Annotated in this window: 18 protein-coding genes and 1 pseudogene; 11 read left to right on the forward strand and 8 right to left on the reverse strand. The window is 67.9% G+C overall.

The window, feature by feature from the left end; translation table 11 throughout:
- Nucleotides 1–36 precede the first annotated feature (36 nt).
- Nucleotides 37–678: a class I SAM-dependent methyltransferase gene (locus RIB98_11350; protein MEQ8841569.1), complete on the reverse strand. Its 642-nt coding sequence runs from the start codon at nt 676–678 to the stop codon at nt 37–39.
- Nucleotides 679–728: 50 nt separating this feature from the next.
- Here RIB98_11350 and RIB98_11355 point away from each other — a divergent pair, with 50 nt between their 5' ends.
- Both RIB98_11355 and panB read left to right on the forward strand, forming a co-directional pair.
- Entirely contained in the window at nt 729–1,181 is a 453-nt protein-coding gene (locus tag RIB98_11355; protein ID MEQ8841570.1) for a DUF5318 family protein, read from the forward strand.
- A 78-nt stretch (nt 1,182–1,259) separates the two neighbouring features.
- Complete coding sequence (panB, locus tag RIB98_11360; protein MEQ8841571.1) at nt 1,260–2,108, forward strand: 3-methyl-2-oxobutanoate hydroxymethyltransferase; 849 nt, start codon at nt 1,260–1,262, stop codon at nt 2,106–2,108.
- 7 nt (nt 2,109–2,115) lie between these two features.
- Here the strand turns inward: panB and RIB98_11365 are convergent, their stop codons facing one another.
- Both RIB98_11365 and RIB98_11370 read right to left on the reverse strand, forming a co-directional pair.
- Nucleotides 2,116–3,297, reverse strand: a complete 1,182-nt coding sequence (locus RIB98_11365; GenBank protein MEQ8841572.1) for an aminotransferase class V-fold PLP-dependent enzyme — start codon at nt 3,295–3,297, stop codon at nt 2,116–2,118.
- Nucleotides 3,298–3,306: 9 nt separating this feature from the next.
- Complete coding sequence (locus RIB98_11370; protein ID MEQ8841573.1) at nt 3,307–4,419, reverse strand: hypothetical protein; 1,113 nt, start codon at nt 4,417–4,419, stop codon at nt 3,307–3,309.
- Nucleotides 4,420–4,646: 227 nt separating this feature from the next.
- Between RIB98_11370 and rpsF the strand changes: the two genes are divergently transcribed.
- The 7 genes and pseudogenes from rpsF to RIB98_11405 all read left to right on the forward strand — a co-directional run bounded on the left by rpsF (nt 4,647) and on the right by RIB98_11405 (nt 9,200).
- The gene (gene rpsF, locus RIB98_11375; GenBank protein ID MEQ8841574.1) at nt 4,647–4,997 is read left to right on the forward strand and encodes a 30S ribosomal protein S6; all 351 of its coding nucleotides are present in this window, start codon (nt 4,647–4,649) and stop codon (nt 4,995–4,997) included.
- 17 nt (nt 4,998–5,014) lie between these two features.
- Nucleotides 5,015–5,482, forward strand: a complete 468-nt coding sequence (gene ssb, locus RIB98_11380; protein MEQ8841575.1) for a single-stranded DNA-binding protein — start codon at nt 5,015–5,017, stop codon at nt 5,480–5,482.
- An 89-nt stretch (nt 5,483–5,571) separates the two neighbouring features.
- A pseudogene (rpsR, locus tag RIB98_11385) lies at nt 5,572–5,793 on the forward strand (30S ribosomal protein S18).
- Between the two features lie 215 nt (nt 5,794–6,008).
- On the forward strand, nt 6,009–6,455 hold the full coding sequence (rplI, locus tag RIB98_11390) for a 50S ribosomal protein L9 (GenBank protein MEQ8841576.1): 447 nt from the start codon (nt 6,009–6,011) through the stop codon (nt 6,453–6,455).
- Between the two features lie 178 nt (nt 6,456–6,633).
- Nucleotides 6,634–7,989 carry a replicative DNA helicase gene (dnaB, locus tag RIB98_11395; GenBank protein ID MEQ8841577.1) on the forward strand — a complete coding sequence of 452 codons (1,356 nt, stop codon included), beginning with the start codon at nt 6,634–6,636 and terminating at the stop codon, nt 7,987–7,989.
- 46 nt (nt 7,990–8,035) lie between these two features.
- Complete coding sequence (locus RIB98_11400; GenBank protein MEQ8841578.1) at nt 8,036–8,722, forward strand: hypothetical protein; 687 nt, start codon at nt 8,036–8,038, stop codon at nt 8,720–8,722.
- Between the two features lie 268 nt (nt 8,723–8,990).
- The gene (locus RIB98_11405) at nt 8,991–9,200 is read left to right on the forward strand and encodes a hypothetical protein (GenBank protein ID MEQ8841579.1); all 210 of its coding nucleotides are present in this window, start codon (nt 8,991–8,993) and stop codon (nt 9,198–9,200) included.
- Nucleotides 9,201–9,420: 220 nt separating this feature from the next.
- Here the strand turns inward: RIB98_11405 and RIB98_11410 are convergent, their stop codons facing one another.
- Nucleotides 9,421–10,251, reverse strand: coding sequence for an enoyl-CoA hydratase-related protein (locus RIB98_11410; GenBank protein MEQ8841580.1), 831 nt, complete (start codon nt 10,249–10,251; stop codon nt 9,421–9,423).
- Between the two features lie 59 nt (nt 10,252–10,310).
- Between RIB98_11410 and RIB98_11415 the strand changes: the two genes are divergently transcribed.
- On the forward strand, nt 10,311–12,095 hold the full coding sequence (locus RIB98_11415; GenBank protein ID MEQ8841581.1) for a hypothetical protein: 1,785 nt from the start codon (nt 10,311–10,313) through the stop codon (nt 12,093–12,095).
- Here RIB98_11415 and RIB98_11420 read toward each other — a convergent pair.
- The 3 genes from RIB98_11420 to RIB98_11430 are packed head-to-tail and all read right to left on the reverse strand — an operon-like array spanning nt 12,068 to nt 14,987.
- Nucleotides 12,068–13,483 carry an AMP-binding protein gene (locus RIB98_11420; protein MEQ8841582.1) on the reverse strand — a complete coding sequence of 472 codons (1,416 nt, stop codon included), beginning with the start codon at nt 13,481–13,483 and terminating at the stop codon, nt 12,068–12,070. The genes RIB98_11415 and RIB98_11420 overlap by 28 nt on opposite strands.
- Nucleotides 13,484–13,486: 3 nt before the next feature.
- Nucleotides 13,487–13,948: a MaoC family dehydratase gene (locus RIB98_11425; GenBank protein MEQ8841583.1), complete on the reverse strand. Its 462-nt coding sequence runs from the start codon at nt 13,946–13,948 to the stop codon at nt 13,487–13,489.
- 31 nt (nt 13,949–13,979) lie between these two features.
- Nucleotides 13,980–14,987 (reverse strand): hydroxyacid dehydrogenase, encoded by a 1,008-nt coding sequence (locus tag RIB98_11430; protein MEQ8841584.1) that lies wholly within the window; start codon nt 14,985–14,987, stop codon nt 13,980–13,982.
- Between the two features lie 56 nt (nt 14,988–15,043).
- On the opposite strand from RIB98_11430, the gene RIB98_11435 reads away from it, so the two are divergent.
- Nucleotides 15,044–15,709 carry an enoyl-CoA hydratase/isomerase family protein gene (locus RIB98_11435; protein MEQ8841585.1) on the forward strand — a complete coding sequence of 222 codons (666 nt, stop codon included), beginning with the start codon at nt 15,044–15,046 and terminating at the stop codon, nt 15,707–15,709.
- Between the two features lie 12 nt (nt 15,710–15,721).
- Here the strand turns inward: RIB98_11435 and RIB98_11440 are convergent, their stop codons facing one another.
- Nucleotides 15,722–16,963 (reverse strand): acyl-CoA dehydrogenase family protein, encoded by a 1,242-nt coding sequence (locus tag RIB98_11440; protein MEQ8841586.1) that lies wholly within the window; start codon nt 16,961–16,963, stop codon nt 15,722–15,724.
- Nucleotides 16,964–16,971: the final 8 nt, after the last annotated feature.

Raw genomic sequence — 16,971 nt, forward strand, 5'->3', positions numbered from 1 at the left:
TCGAGAGGGGCCGTAGCCCGAGATCGGGCGGGTCGCTCAGATGCCGAGCTTGCGGGCCCGGATCACCAGGGTGGCAGGCACCAGGTCCTGGTCGCGGCGCTCGAGCAACTGATCGACGGCGAAGTTCGCGCGGGTCAGCGACGAGGTGAGCGACTCGGCGGTGTGCAGCCAGCGATCACCGATCGCCTGATGGTGCTCCCACGGGGTGACCGTGCGGCCGGGGTCGGCCGGATCGGCCGTCAACGTGGCCGGATGCGGAACGGCGATCACGAAGTGTCCACCCGGGCGCACGACGCGATGGACCTGGCGGAAGACACGGTCGAGGTCGTCGACGAACGACAACGAGGTGATGGCGAGCGCCACCTCGACATGGTCGGCGGGGAGAAATGCGAGCTCGGCCGGTCGGGCCTGGTGGAACTCGATCGTGACCTCGTGCGCCGCGGCCAGGGCCCGGGCGGTGCCGAGTTGGGTGACGTCGTCGTCGATGGCGATGACCCTGGCACCACGCACGGCCAGCCCGACGGCGGTGTGCCCTTGGCCGCAGCCGAGATCGAGGATGCGACGGCCCGTGACCTCGCCCAGGAGACGGCGGTCGACTTCGGCGCCGACGCCAGGACCGAAGTCGACCGAGTCGAGGGAACGGCGGTCGTCGGGCGTGCGGTGGTCGTGCAGAGGCATGCCGTGAGTCTTGCCGCCTTCCGATGGGTTGGTGTGGAGGGGTACCCTCGATGGCTGTGAAGATGGGACTCACCGAAGCCGTCCGTGGTCACGCCGGGATCGACTACCGGTTGGCGCGCGAGGCCACGCTGTCGGCATGGCGCGACGGCGACCTGTCCACGGCCCAGGTGTGCGATGCCCAGCGCGAGTTGCGCCGTAACGCCGAATTCTGCGGGGTCGACCTCGGCACCCCCTGCCCGGTCTGCGCCGCCGACGACCTCGTCGAGGTCACCTATGTCTTCGGCCCCCGGCTACCCAAGCACGGTCGGTGCGTCACGAGCGACAAGGAGATGGCTCGCATCAGCGCTCGCAAGTCCGTCAGCCAGGGCTACGTGGTCGAGGTGTGCACCACCTGCGGGTGGAACCATCTCACCCGCTCGCGCGCCCTCGGCGGGTCCGAGGGTGTGGGCGGCCGCCATGCCCGCAGCGTCGACGGCGACCCGCGATCTCCCCGGACCCCTTGAGCTGGAGTGGTGGCACGGGTATCGTGAGCCGTACCGCCGGCAGCCATCGTGCGCTGGACGGGAAAGGAGCAATCAGTCATGGGCAAACTCACCGCCCCTGCAATCGGCCACCACAAGGTCCGCAACGGCAGCGACCCGCTCGTCATGGTCACGGCCTACGACGCGCCCGGTGCCCGGATGGCCAGTGAAGCCGGCGCCGACCTGATCCTCGTGGGCGACAGCCTCGCGATGGTCGTCCTCGGCTACGACGACACGCTGCAGGTGTCCATCGACGACATGTGCCACCACACGGCGGCGGTCGCCCGGGCCAAGCCCGACTGTCACATCGTCGGCGACATGCCGTGGATGAGCTACCACGTGTCACCCCAGGAGACCGTGCAGAACGCGGCCCAGCTCATGCGGGCGGGTGCCCATTCGGTGAAGCTCGAGGGTGGTCGCAAGCGCCTTCCCATGATCGAGCAGATCATCGACGCCGAGATTCCCGTGATGGGTCACATCGGCCTCACCCCCCAGTCGATTCATGCGATGGGTGGGTTCAAGGTCCAGGGCAAGCAGGCCGAACACGCCCGCAAACTCGTGCAGGCGGCCAAGTCGCTCGCCCACGCCGGCTGCTTCGCCGTCGTGCTCGAGGGCGTGCCCGTTCGGGTGGCCGAGATGGTCACCGAGGCGATCGACATCCCCACCATCGGCATCGGTGCCGGTCACCACTGCGACGGTCAGGTGCTCGTCTACCACGACCTGCTCGGCATCGAGGATCGATTCGTGCCCAAGTTCGTGCGCCGCTACGCCGACATCAAGGGCCAGTCGGTCGACGCGATCAAGGCCTACGCGGCCGATGTGCGCAACGGCTCGTTCCCCAACGCGAGCGAGAGCTACCACATGGCCGACGAAGAGGCCGAGGAACTCCAGCTCTACGGCGGCGGCTGATCCGTCGTCACGTCGGCCGGTCGAGTGCGCTGATCAGCGCGTCGATCTCGTCATGGGTGTTGTAGATGTGCACCGACGCGCGCATGAGTGGCGGAAGGTCGCGCTCGAGCGTGTCGAGCAGGGCGCTCGCCGGTGGGACCACGCTCACGTTGATGCCCTGATCGCGCAGCTGCGTCTGGAGTGCCGACACGTCCCGCTCGCCGAGTGAGAACGTGACGATGCCGCACCGGGTGGTGCCGAGGTCGCGCACGACGGCGTCGGACACCTCGTCGGTCAGGCGTTCACGCAACGAGTGGGCGACCTCGACGATCCGCGCGTTGATGGCGTCGAGTCCCCAGTCGAGAGCGTCGTCGACCGCCGCGCCCAGGCCCAGCATCGCGGCCCAGTTCCTCTCCCAGGTCTCGAACCGCTTGGCGCCCGCCTCGAGTTCGTAGCTGTCGCGCCCGGTCCAGGTGGCGGCGTCGTGGTCGATCATGATCGGTTCGATCGTCTCGAGCAGTGCAGGGCGCACCCACAAGAAGCCGGTCCCCCGTGGCCCGCGGAGGAACTTGCGGCCGGTGGAGGTGAGGGCATCGCACCCGATCTCGTCGACGTCCAGAGGGATCTGGCCGGCTGACTGGCAGGCGTCGAGCAGGTACGGAATGCCGTGGGCCGTGGCGACTCGACCGATCTCCGCTGCGGGATTCACGAGACCACCGTTGGTCGGGACGTGGTTGACCGAGATGAGCTTCACCCGCTCGTCCACCATCCCTTCGAGCGCTTCGACGTCGAGTTCGCCGGCGCCGTTGTTGGGCACCACCTCGACGGTGATGCCGTGGCGGGCCGCGATCTGGAGGTAGGCCACGTAGTTCGCCCCGTATTCGGACTGGGTCGTGAGGAGCCGGTCCCCCGTCTGCCAGGGGAGCGAGTAGACGAACAGGTCGAGCGCCGCGGTGGCGCTGGTGGCCAGCGCCACGTCGGTCGGCTCGGCGTTGATCAGCTTTGCGATCGACCCGTAGGCGTTCTCGATCTGGTCGGCTGCGTCGGCTTGGGCCTCGTAACCACCGATGCGGGCTTCTCGCCCGAGATAGTCGATCTGGGTCCGCAATGTGCGAGCAGTGGGAAGGGCCGCCCCGGCGTTGTTGAAGTGGACGACGTCACGACAGCCCGGGGTTTCGGCTCGGGCTCGGGCTACGTCGATCGGCGGCACCGTTGCAGGTTAGGGGCAGTCGACACCGACGTCGGCCTGGATTCCGGCGTGGTCCGAGGCCCAGTGGAGCCCGTCGACGGGTTCGTCGAGGGCGGTGTCGGCCCAGTGCCCGGTACGGGTGCCGTCGCCGTCGCGGTCGTCGCCGTCGACCACGAGCGCGCACCCCTCCGGAGGACGGGCGAGGATGAAGTCGATGCGGGATCGGGGCACCGTTTCGGCGACATCGAGTCCCGCGTAGTCGGTATCCGCACCGTCGCCGATCCCGCTCGTACAGCCGATGCCACCGCTCGTCGGACACTCCTCGTTGCCGGCCGCGAGATACGTGTCGAGAAAGCCCGCCGTGACGAGTGTCTGCACCCGTGGCTCGGTCACCTGACGGTTGAGATCACCGACGACGAGTTGGAGGGATCCCGGCGCCGCGTGGTCGTCGAGGAAGGCGAGGGTCTCGACGGGGTGGCAGTCGCCGAGGTGGGCGTCGACCGGGCAGCCGGGGTCACACCTCGTGGCCGGGCCGGCGCCACACAGGGGATCGAAGGAACTGCTGGCGTAGTGCGTGGCGAACACGTCGACGACGAGTCCGTCGACGGCCTCGAGTTGCGCCCAGTGCGCCGACCACACCGGCGCGCCGGCCAGCTCGACGCGCTGATGGCCGATGACCGGCAATGTCGTGAGGATCATCTCCTGATCGAAGAGCCCGAGGTCCTCGGTGAGAAGCACGTGGTCGCCGGCGCACAGGTCGGGCAGCCGTGCGGGGACCACCTCGAACCAACGCTCGGCGATCTCCTGGAGAGCGATGATGTCGGGGCAGCCGACATCGGTCTCGAGCAGGTTCCAGAGGATCTGCACCCGCGCCTCGACATTGCACTGGTCGGTCGCGGGAGCGCATCCGGAGATGGGTGGCTGGAGACCGTGCAGGACGTTGATCGTCGCCACCTCGACATCCGTGGGTGGAGGGGTTTGCGTCGGGGTGGTCGTCGTCGGGGTGGTCGTCGTCGGGGTCGTCGGGGTCGTCGGGGTGGTCGTCGGACTCGGTGTCGCGCCCGAGTCGTCGCCGCACGCCGCAACGAGCGCGAGCCCGGCGCTGATGGCCAGCACCATGACGTGTCGGCGCACAGTCCTCATGACGGCAGTCTTATCGCACCGCCCGTGGGGCGGGCGACGAAACGCCGTACGCCACATCCTCCCGTGGTGTCACACCCGATCCGTATGGTGCATGGCGGAGGTGCAGACATGCGTTCGGCCGGTACCCTTGGTCCGTCCCTCGGCGGATTTCATCGAGGGACCCACAACCGAAACAACCCCTGCCCCGGGAAGGGGCCCCGCAGTGCGGGTCCACAGGAGGTGAGCTCGTGACTCTTCAGCGAGCCTATGAATTGATGATCATCATCGACAGCGACGTTCCCGAGAACGACGTGCAGAAGGTGATGGCCCGGACCGTCGAACAGATCACGGCCGAGGGCGCGACGATCGCCTCGACTGATCATTGGGGTCGTCGCCGGTTCGCCTACGAGATCGACCACAAGACCGAAGGCAACTATGTCGTGTGGGAGATCGTGACCGAAACGGCCGGCCTTCCCACCACCGAGCGCCAGCTCCGTCTCGCGGACGACATCGTCCGCCACAAGCTGTTCCGTCTCCCCGAGAAGGAGGCCGCCAAGCGTGGTCTCTTCGGTGAGACGGCGCCGGCTGCGGCCGGCTGACCGGAAGAGGTACCGACATGGCATTCGACAACACCATCACCGTCGTGGGCAACGTGACCCGCGATCCCGAGCTGCGGTTCACGCAGGGAGGCATGGCCGTCGCGAACTTCGGCATCGCCTGGAACAAGAAGAAGGCGGATGGCGAAGAAGAGGTCTCCTTCTTCAACGTGAGCTGCTTCCGCCAGCTCGCCGAGAACGTGGCCGAGTCCATCGCCAAGGGTTCACGCGTCGTCGTGTACGGCGCGTTGAGCCAGCGCTCGTGGGACACCCCCGAGGGGGATCGACGCTCGGCCGTGGAGATCATCGCCGACGATGTGGCGCCCAGTCTCAAGTGGGCGTCGGCGGAGATCCGCCGCAACGAGTTCCGTGGCGAGGGCGGCGGACAGGGAGGCGGCCAGAACAGCGGCAACAGCGGCGGCGGCCAGAGCCGTCCGGCCGCCAACCAGGCGCCCCCCGCCTACGACATGGACGAGGAGCCGTTCTAGCCCCCGGCGGAACGTGCCCCACAACGAGATTCGAACGAACGGAAAACACGAACATGGCCAAGGTAAAGAAGCGCGGCAGCTCGAAGAACATGAAAGACGCCGGTCGCCGCGGCAAGAAGAAGGTCTCGATCCTCTCCCAGGAGAAGATCGAGTACGTGGACTGGAAAGACGCCAACCTGCTGCGGCGGTTCATCTCGGAGCGCGCGAAGATCCGTGCCCGCCGGGTGAACGGCAACGACACGCAGCAGCAGAAGCTCGTGGCCGATGCGATCAAGGTCGCACGCGAGATGGCGCTCATCCCCTACGCCAACCGGGTCACCACCCAGCGCAGCAACCGCGATCGTGGTGAGCGTGGCGGCCGGGCCGACGGTCCCGCCCCGCGTCCGAGCGGTCCGCCGCCCGGTGGCGACGACGACGGCATCGACGAGGCCGGCAACGACACGGTCGACACCACCGAGATCGAGGGTGTCACGATCGACGGCGATCAGGCGATGGTTGCCGACGCCATGGGCGGGGAGGACAACTCGTGAAGGTGATCCTGCGACAAGACGTCGACGGGCTGGGCCGCAAGGGCGAGGTCTGCGAGGTGGCCGAGGGTCACTTCCGCAATCTCCTCAACCCCCGTGGTCTCGCCATGAAGGCGACCAAGGGCGCCGAAGCACAGGGCGAAGCAATGCGCCGCGCCGCCACGATGCGCAACGCCGAGAGTCGAGCCGAGGCCGAAGAGGTCGCGACCAAGCTCGTGCCGACGGTCATCACCATCTCGGCCAAGGCCGGCGACGGTGGTCGACTCTTCGGTTCGGTCACCGAGGTGGAGATCGTTGCGGCGGTCGAGGCGCAGACGGGTGTGGTCATCGAACGCCGCAGTCTCAACCTCGAGAGCCATCTGAAGGAACTCGGTCAGACGATGGTGATGTGCAAGCTCCACCCCGAGGTGGAGTTTCCCATCACGGTCGAGATCGTCGAAGAGTGAGCGCCCGGTCGCCCCGGCAACGGGGCGGCCGCGTGCACAATCCCCACCCCTCCACAGGTTCGTCCACAGCCGTACCCGTGGTGCGGCAGGGTCTTTCCACAGCATTTCCGGCCGATTTCCCCTGGTTCCGCACAAGCAATCGGGGGCATGCTCTCGATGAGCAGGGGTTGAGGCAGTCATGGCGCTGAGCGAGATCGATACGAGCCGCACGGCCCGAGTCCCACCACACAACCTCGAAGCCGAGGAGTCGGTGCTCGGTGCCATGTTGCTCTCGCGTGACGCGATCGCCGACGCGGTCGAGGTTGCGTCGGTCGAGCATTTCTACCGGCCCGCCCACGCCCACGTGTTCGATGCGATCTCGACCCTGTACGCGGCGGGAGATCCGGTCGATCCGGTCACTGTCGCCGAAGAACTCGACCGGGCCGGTGTGCTCGAGACCATCGGCGGTCTCGACGGTCTGATCAACCTGCAGCTCAACACCCCGGCCACCTCCAACGCGGGCAAGTACGCGAGCATCATCCAGGAGCGCTACACGCTGCGGCGCCTGATCGAGGTGGCGGGGGAGATCTCCGAGATCGGCTACGGCCGCCCCGACGACGTCACCCGGGCGGTCGACGAGGCCGAGAACATGATGTTCCAGGTCGCCCAGGGCCGCGTGGCCGACACGATGAGTGAGATCCGTGATCTCCTCGATGACACCCTCGACCGGCTCGAACAGCTCTACGAGGCGGGCGAGGGCATCACCGGCACGCCGACGGGGTTCGTCGATCTCGACGATCTGTTGTCCGGGCTCCAGCCCAACGCACTGATCATCGTCGGTGCTCGGCCGGCGATGGGCAAGACCGCGTTCGCGCTCAACATGGCCGCACACGCCGCGGTTCGAGAGAAGCGCCCGACCCTGATCTTCAGCCTGGAGATGGGTCACCTCGAGCTCACACAACGCTTGTTGTGCTCGGAGGCCAACGTCGACGCCAAGAACATGCGCGACGGAAATCTGAAGGAAGACGACTGGACCCGCATCTCCAACGGCATCGGTCGGTTGGCCGAGTCGCCGATGTGGATCGATGACAACCCGAACCTGACGATCATGGAGATCCGGGCCAAGGCGCGGCGGCTGAAGAGTCGCACGGGTGATCTCGGCATGATCGTGGTCGACTATCTCCAGCTGATGACGGGCCGGGCGGGAGCCGAGAGTCGTCAGGTCGAGGTGGCCGAGATCAGTCGTGGACTGAAGATCCTGGCCCGTGAGCTCCAGTGCCCGGTCGTGGGGCTGTCGCAGCTCTCCCGCAACCTCGAGATGCGCCAGGACAAGCGGCCGATGCTGGCCGATCTTCGTGAGTCGGGTTCGATCGAGCAGGACGCCGATGTCGTGATGTTCCTGTACCGCGACGAGGTCTACAACCCCGGGAGCGAGAACGAGGGCATGGCCGAGGTGATCGTGGCCAAGCATCGAAACGGCCCGACGGGCACGGTCAACCTCGGGTTCCTGCCGCGGTTCACCGCATTCAAGAACCTGACCCGTCGCGACGTCTGAGGGCGAGGTGATCCGGCGTCCTTCGGCGCCGAACTACTCTCGGCTGATGCGTCAACTGATGCTCGTCGTGGGCGGTGTGGTCGCAGGCGTCGTCGCCGTTCTGGCTGTCGCTGCCCTGGTGCTCGGTGACGACGAGGACGCCGCGCCGACCGAGGGCATCGAGTTGTCGTTCCCGGCCATCGAGCACGATGACGAGGCGGCTGAGGCGCTGGTGGTGGCCTGGCACCGGTGGCGAACGGCGACGTTCGTCACGATCGGGACGTGGACCCGCACGCTCGACGGTGACGAGGACCCGTTGACCGGCGACAGTTTCCTGGCCCAGGACCCGCCCCGGCGTGTCGTGGTGCGACTGGGTGCGGTGATCGAGTCGATCGACGGCTCGACGGTCACGTGTGACGACCCGACCGAGCCGGTGATCGTGCCGGGCTGTACCGAGGTGGCGGGTGGAAGTTCCTATGGCGAGCGCCTCCGTACCGAGATGTCGCTGGTGTTGAACTACGCCCGCGGCGACGATCGCCTCTACGACGTGGCGACTGCCGACGGGTGTTTCCAGGTGGCGCTGCGGGAAGCCGCGTTGCGGTCGCCGTGGGGACGGGCAGCGGAGTTCTGTTTCGACGACGAGACCGGCGCGTTGGCCTCGAGTCGGGTGCGCCGCCAGAGCGCCATCGACACCGAGATCACTTCGGTGATCCGGACCGAGGTCACCGACGACGACTTCGGCCTGACCGAGTAGCCGTCCGCGGCCTGCCTGCGGGTTGTAGATGAGAGGGGGCGGGGGCCGAACGAGTGCGCCAGCACCCTGGAAAGCACTGGTTGGCACGGCCTGAGAAGGCACTGTTGGAGGGAGTGATCGACCCCCGCCCGTCTCTCGTGGCCGTCGGGGGCGAGTCCGTCGGCCAGTTCCCGTATCGGATGGGGACGGCCGTTCTTGACCTTCTGCGGGAAGGTGGGTCCGAACGGCCCGGTTGGCAGGCGACCGACGTCCGCACCAACATGGCGCGATGTTCCTGGGCGACGACCTATTGCCGTGGTTGGTGTTGGCGATCGGCGGGGCGATGGCGGCCGGGAACTTCGCTGCGCTGATCCGGCCGCCGGAACGGTCGCATCACGACGAGGACCTCGAACGGGCGCCGATGGCACGCAGCATCGTGTTCATCGTCGTCGGACTGATCGCTGCGGTGTGGGCCCTTGCCAGCCTGATCGCCGGCTAGCGATCCGCAGCTTGCCTGCGGCGAGTGTTCCGCAGCTTGCCTGCGGCGAGTGAGATGAGAGGGGCGGAGGCTGAACGAGTGCGCCAGCACCCTGGAAAAGCGCTGGTGGCGATGCGTTGGAGGGAGTGTTCAACCCCCACCCGTCTCTCTGTGCCCGGCAGGGGCGAATCCGCCGGACACTTCTATCTTCGGCCTGTGATGGGGGGCTCTTGAGCGGAATCTACGAGTCGGGCCAGCGTGGCGTTCGTCGCTCGTTCAGGGCGGCGGTGCCTTCGCGATAGTCGGGCTGGGTCATCATGTGTTCGAGTCGGCGCTGGGCGTCGCGGACGGAGGTGGCCGGGTTGTCGTGGGTGGCGTCGTAGGCGAGTTGTTGGCGGGTGGCCCGAAGTGACGCAGGGCTGATGGTGTCGGTCAGTTCGCGGGCGTAGGCGAGGGCGGTGGGCAGCACCTCGGCGGTGGCCAGCCCTCTGTTTGCGAGCCCGATATCGGCGGCTTCGCTCCCCATGACGATGCGGGAGGTGAGAAGAATGTCGGTGGCTCGGCCGTGGCCGATGAGTCGGGGAAGAATCCACGAGAGCCCGTATTCTGCGGGGAGGCCGAGGCGTCCGTGGGCGCTGGTGAGCTTGGCGTCGTCGGCCACGAAGCGGACGTCGCACCAGCAGGCGAGTGCGAGACCCACACCGGCGGCGGCGCCGTTGATCGCGGCGATGGTGACGGTGTCGAGGCCCAGGAAGTAGGCGAAGTCGGCATCGTATTCGTCGCGCACGCCATAGCCGGGGTTGGCGAGGTCGGTCGGTGTCCCGGGGTCGTAGGCCCCCCGTTCGGCATGGCCGGCGAGGGCGGTGGCATCGCCGCCGGGGCAGAAGGTCGACCCCTCGGGATCGCCGGTGATGACGATGGCCCCGATCCGGGGGTCGGTCTCCCCGAGTTGGAGCAGATGCCGCAGTTCGGTGTGCATCCGTCCGGTCCACGCGTTGTGGGCCTGGGGACGGGACAGGGTGAGTGTGGCGACGCGGCCGTCGACCTGCCAGCGCGTGGTCTTCAACTCCATGTCCGGACCATAGGGGGCCGGGGCCGTCGGTTGGTTCGCAGTCGGTAGTCTTCGCCTTCGTGCCACACAGAGGATTCCGTCGAGTCGCCGGTCTGGTGTTGGTCGCCCTCGTGACGGGTATCGGCTTCGGTGCGCCGGCCGTGGCCCAGTCGGACACGGGCGACCCGGCCCTCACCGTCGCGACCACTGCGTCCTATCGCGTCGTGGTCGACACCGCTCGGGTCGAAGTGGCATTCGGCTACGAGTTCGAGAACCAGACCGCAGCTGCGGCGTTTCCGGGGTTCTTCGAGTCACTCCCGGTCGATGCCGTCGACGTGGTGGTCACAGACGGGTCGGGGGAACTCCTTGCCGGTCCGACCACCGAGGAGGACGGTTTCGACACGTGGTTGGTGGGTTTTCGGCGTCCGCTCGAGCCGGGTGAGACGGCCACCGTCACGATCGAGTGGGCGCTCGAACACTCCGTTTCACCGTCCGGTCCGCTCGTCTTCCCGGGGGCAGCGTCGTTCGACGTCTATGTCCCCGGGCCGGGAGAGTCCACGTGGGCACCCCCCGAGATCGAGTTGCCCGACGGTTTCGTCGCCGTGGGGTCGCCTGCGCCACCGGAGATCGCGGCGCCCTATGAGATCGTGCGGGTGTCCTACGTCGACCCCGATGCGTTCTTCTCGCGGACGGTGGTGCTGCCGCCCGAGATCACCGTGCAGGACTGGGACTCCCGCGGCGCGTGGACCATCGACGTGGTCGATCGGGCCGAGGCCGTGGTGGCGTCGCTCGACAGCTGGTTCGGACCACGCGTCGACCCGCTCGAGCTCTGGCGGGCCTTTGCGACGTCCGAGCATCCGATGGTGGGCCCGGACCAGCTCGGGTTGGTCGGCGACGACGCCGAGTCGGTCGATCACCAGCTGGCCCACGCGTGGCTGAGCGATGTGGACGTCGACGAGCCGTGGTTCATCGAGGGGCTCGCGTCGGCATTCGCGGGAAACCAGCCCGATCCGTCGGGGCCGGCAGACGTCGTCCCCGTGGTCGTGAACGAGATCGGCGCGGCGGGGGTGCGATCCGTGGTCGATGCGCTGCGGGACGGCACGATCACCTACCCCGGCCCGGTTGCCGAACCCCAGCCGTTGCCGCCCGATTGGCGCACGCTGCTCGATCATCTCGAGGGGGTGGCCGGGGCCGACGGCGTGGACGATCTGTTGCGGGCGACGACCCTGCTCGACGAGGCCGAACTGGTACTGCTCGATCAGCGGGCCATCGCCCGGGTCGACCATGACGCGCTCGAGTTTCGGGCCGGCGGCTGGACGTTGCCGCCCTATCTACGTCATGCGATGGCGGCGTGGGAGTTCGACGACTTCACCGCCGCGCAGGCGGCGGTGAGCGACGTGATCGTTCGTCGCGACGGGCTGCTCGCCTGGGCCGAGTCGCTGGATCTGCCGCCCCGTGACGACGGCAAGGTGCTGTTCGAGTCGGCCGAGACGGACATGGCCGAGGTCAACGATCTGCTCGACGCACAGGAGGCTGCGCTGGAGGCCTTCGACGAGGCGGAGCGGATGGTGAACGGCGACCGGGGACTGCTCGCCGGTGTGGGGCTCATCGGCCAGGACGTCGAGGCCGACCTCGAGTCCCTTCGAGTGGCCTGGATCGACGGCGACTACGACCGGGTCGAGCACGACAGCCATGCGTTGGCTTCGCGGGTCGAAGGCGCGGTCGGCGACGGCACGATCCGCTTGCTGATCCCGGCGCTGGGCCTGATCGCCGTGTGGCAGCTCGTCCGCATGGTTCGCCGTGGCACGGCTGCCGATGTCACCGGGGCGGCCGACGATCAGTCCACGGAGAACACGTCGGCGTAGTCCGCCCGCAGCACGTTCTTCTGGATCTTGCCCATCGCGTTGCGGGGTAGTGCGTCGACGACGATCCGGATCTTCGGGTGCTTGAAACGGGCCAGTTTCTGTTGCAGCGCGGTCGTGGCTGTGGCGGGCTCGAAGTCCGGCTCGACCACGAGCACGGCCACGACGCCCTCACCGAAGTCGGGGTGGGGAACCCCGATCACCGCGGACTCCCGGATGCCGTCGACCCCGTCGAGCACGAGTTCGATCTCCTTGGGATAGATGTTCTCGCCGCCACTGATGATCATGTCGCCGGCCCGGCCTTGCAGCGTCAGGCGGCCCTCGGCATCGAGGCTGCCCACGTCGCCGGTCGCGAACCATCCGTCGGGCGTGAACGCATCGGCAGTCGCCTCGGGTCGTCGCCAGTAGCCCTGGAACAGGTGCGGCCCGCGGACTTCGACGATGCCACGATCGCTCACCCGCAGTGCCACATCTCGCAGAGCGAAGCCGACGGTGCCCGCCACCCGGTCCCCGTCATACGGGTTCGAGGTCATGATGCCGGCCTCACTCATGCCGTAGCGCTCACAGATGCGGTGCCCGGTGCGCTCGGTGAACGCGGCGAACACGCTGTCGGGCAGGGGCGCCGACCCGCAGGTGAAAAGGCGGATGCCGGCAGTGAGTGTGGCGTCGAAGCGGTCGTCGTCGAGGAGGCGGTGGTAGTGGGTCGGCACGCCCATCAGCACGGTCGCATCGGGGAGGGCGTCGACGACCTGATCGGTATCGAAGCGGTCGAGGAGCTCGACCGGGATCGCCGAGAGCATCGCGCAGTGCAGTGCCACGAACAGTCCGTGCACGTGGAACAGGGGCAGCGTGTGGAGCAGCCGGTCGTCGGGGGTGAAGTGCCAGGCATCGTGCAGCCCCCAGGCGTTGTGCCAAAGGTTCGCGTGGGTCAGCGCCGCGCCCTTGGGCCGGCCGGTGGTGCCCGAGGTGTAGAGCAGGGCGGCCAGGTCGTCGGGCTGTCGTGTCACCAGGGGTGCCGGCTCGGCGGTCTCGGCCTGTTCGATGAGTTCGGCGAGGTCGGCGTCCACCACGACGAGGGCCGGGTCGGCGTCGTCGACGTAGTAGGCCAGTTCGTCGGCGGTGAACGCCGGGTTGAGCGGCACGTGGACCGCACCGGCATGCAGGCAGCCGAGGTAGAGCACGACCGCATCGGGCGACTTGGCGATGCAGGAGACGATTCGGTCGCCCGCGGTGACGCCGCGTTCATGGAGCACCGTGGCGAGCCGCGCGGCGCGCTCGAACACCTCCCGGTAGCTGATCGCGGGCTGGCCGGGTGGGCGAAGGAAGTCTGCGTCGAGCCGGTCGGCGGCGGCCCGCTGCAACGTCGAGAGCAGATTGCCCTCGGGGGGCACGTTTCAGCCCTGGTAGAGGATCTGCGACGTGTAGACGAGCGAGGGCTTCTCGGCGCCCTTGACATGGGTGGCCGACTCGAAGCTCAACAGCGTCCCGGCTCGGTGCGTCTCCGCGCCGATCAGGCGGGAACGCGCGTGGATCGTCGATCCGGCGGGCACCGGCGACAGGAAGCGGGCGCCGCCACAGCCGAAGTTCACTGCGTTCTTCACGCCCGAGAGTTCGACGGGGACCTTGATCAGCATCGGCATCAGGCTCATCGTGAGGTAGCCGTGGGCGATCGGACCGCCGAACGGGCTCTCCGCGACACAGCGCTCGACATCGATGTGGATCCACTGACGGTCGCCGGTGAGTTCTGCGAAGTCGTTGATCATCTCCTGAGTGACCTCGATCTCCTTGCCCCAGTCGCCGTACTCCTCGGAGGCGTGGGCGTTGATGGCGTCGATGTCGTCAAAGGCGATGCTCATGAATTCGGTCCTGTTCTCGAGACGTTGGTCGCTACGCGATCCGGTCGATCATCTCACGGGTGATCCGGTTGCGTTGTGGTCGGCCGCCGACGAAGCGCTCGACCTCGTCGCAGACCCAGTCACTCATCCGCTCGAGCTCCGTGCCCTGCGACCCGGCGATGTGCGGCGTGGAGATCGCGTTGGGCAGGGTGCGCACCGGGTGGTCCTCGGGGAGCGGTTCGATCGGGTCGGTGACGTCGATGATCGCGAACAGGCGTCCGGTCTCGAGTTCGGCGACGAGCGCGTCGAGATCGAGGCAATGGCCCCGCGCGGTGTTGATCACCGTGGCGCCGTCGGGCAACGCAGCCAGGTGGTCGGCCGCGATCAGGTTGTGGGTGGTCGGCAGTGCCGGCGCGTGGAGCGACAACACGTCGGCGTTGCGGCAGAGTTCGATGAGATCGTCGACCTTGGTCGCGCCGAGAGCGGCGATCTCGGCGGCATCGAGGAACGGGTCGTAGATCTGCACCTGGAGGCTGGGGAAGGGAGCGAGGAGTTCGGCGACGCGACGTCCGATGAGTGAGGCCGACACCAGACCGATCGTCTTGTCCCAGTTGCCGTGGGCTGAAGCTGTGGTCGGTGGTCTCCACGCGGGGCGGCCGGCCTGCTGGTCGATCGCGGGGAACACGCGCTTGTTGGCCAGCAGGATCATGGCGAGCGTGTACTCGGCGACCGGCTCGGCGTTGGCCCCCGCGCCCGAGGTGACGACGATGTCGCGGTCCCAGATCTCGTCGATCGCGTACCACTTCACCGTGCCGGCGGCGTAGGCGAACAGGCGGAGTTTGGGCGCCTTCGCCAGTGTCGCGGCGTCGAACAACGGCGTACCCCAGTGGCCGACGATGATCTCGGCCTCGGCCAGCAGGTCCTCGGCGCGTGGGTCGTCCCACGAGGCCAGCGGCACCCGGTCGAGCACCCGGCCGATCTGATCGAGACGGTCGATCGCGGCCTCGTCGAACGGGGTGATGCCGTCCATGTGGGCGATCACGATTCCGGGCCGATCCATGGCCGCGATCATCGCCCCCGCTCGAAGGGCTGGCAAACGGGGCTAACGTCCGGCCCATGAGCGAACCGACACTCACCCGAGACGGCGAACTGTTCGTGGTCAGCTTCGGCGACGACCTGAACACCACCGACCACGCCTGGGTCGCGGGCATGAACGAGATCCTCGATGAGGTGGCCACCGCCGACGGTCCGAAGGTGCTGGTCACAACGGGTGCCGGCAAGCACTATTCGAACGGGCTCGACGTCGACTGGATGGCGGGAAAGAGCTCCGAGGACGTGATCGCCTACGTCAACTCGGTGGAGTTGGTGCTCGGCCGCATCCTGACGTTTCCCGCACCGACGGTGGCAGCGATCAACGGCCACGCGTTCGGGGCCGGCGCGTTCTCCGTGATCGCCCACGATCACGCGGTCATGCGTGACGACCGCGGGTTCGTGTGTTGGCCTGAAGTGCACCTGGGCATGGGGTTCAGCGCCGGGCTGCTGTCGATGATCCGCAACCTGCTCCCTCCCGCAATCGCCCGCGAGACGATCGTGACCGGCCGGCGCTACGGCGCCGCCGACGCCGTCGCCGCCGGCTTCGTCGATCGCTCGGTGCCGCTCGACGGGTTGATGGCCGCGGCGGCGGAGATCGGTCTGCCCCACGCGCCGACCGCCGAGGGTTCGATCGGGCAGATCAAGAAGCAGCTGCATCGCGAGATCACGGCGGCATTGGGCACGGGGTGATCCCGCGCCCGGTCAGTTCTTCGCCACCTCGCTCCACGGGATGCCCTTGTCGACGCGGGGCTCGCCGGGAAGACCGAGCATCTGCTCGCCCATGATGTTGCGCAGGACCTCGGAGGTGCCGCCCTCGATGGAGTTGGCCCGCACCCGCAGGAATGCGTGGCCGATGCCGTTGTCGGCACCGTCGAGGTCGACCGCGCCGGGCCGGCGGAACGTGTAGTCGTAGCCGACCTGGCCGCCCATGCCGATGAGGTCGAGGGCCTTGCTGTAGAGCTCCTTGTTGAGTTCGGCACCGGCCAGCTTGGCGACCGAACCCTCGGGACCGGGCTGGCCCATCTTGGCCGCTTCGATGGCTCGCATGTTCGTGAGCCGCAGGATCTCGGCCCGGATCCAGAGTTTCATGACCTCATCGCGCTCGGCCGCTCCCTTGCGCTCGTCGGCGAGGTTCTCCCAGACCTTCACGAGATGGGAGATCGCGCCGCTACCCCGCTTGGGTGCGCCGCCGCCCCCGCCACCACCGATGGCGGTGCGCTCGTTCATGAGTGTCGTCAGCGAGGCGCGCCAGCCTTCGCCGCGGTCACCGATGCGGCAGTCGTCGGGCACCCGCACGTCGGTCATGTAGACCTCGTTGAACTCGGCCTCACCGGTGATCTGGCGCAGCGGACGCACCTCGACACCCTCGAGGTGCATGTCGAGCGCGAAGTAGGTCATGCCCTTGTGCTTGGGCATGTCGGGATCGGTGCGGGTGACGAGCATGCCCCAGTCGGCGATGTGGGCGAGCGTGTTCCACACCTTCTGGCCGTTGACGATCCACTCGTCGCCGTCGAGTACGGCCTTGGTGGCGAGACCCGCGAAATCGGAGCCGGCGCCGGGCTCGGAGAACAGCTGACACCACTTCTCCTCGCCGGTGAACATCGGACGCAGGAAGCGGTCGTACTGCTCCTGGTTGCCGTGGGCGAGGATGGTCGGCCCGGCCAGGGCCTGGAAGAACTGGGCGGGATTCATGGGCGCGGCACCGGCCTCGGCCAGCCGCTTGTTCACGTCGCGTTGGAGTTGGGGCCGCACACCCAGACCCCCGGCCCGTTCGGGATGGTGGACCCACGCCAGGCCCGCGTCGTACTGGTGACCCCGGAACTCCTCGTAGCTCTCCTTGGTCGGATCGTGGGCGGCGAGAAGCGCGTCGAGCGCGTCGTTGACCATCCTCGCTTCCGTGTCGGAGGTGGCTTCGGTGTCACTTGTCCTTGCGGTGTCACTCATATGTGGCA

The organism is Acidimicrobiales bacterium, from assembly GCA_040219515.1.
Taxonomy (GTDB): domain Bacteria; phylum Actinomycetota; class Acidimicrobiia; order Acidimicrobiales; family Aldehydirespiratoraceae; genus JAJRXC01.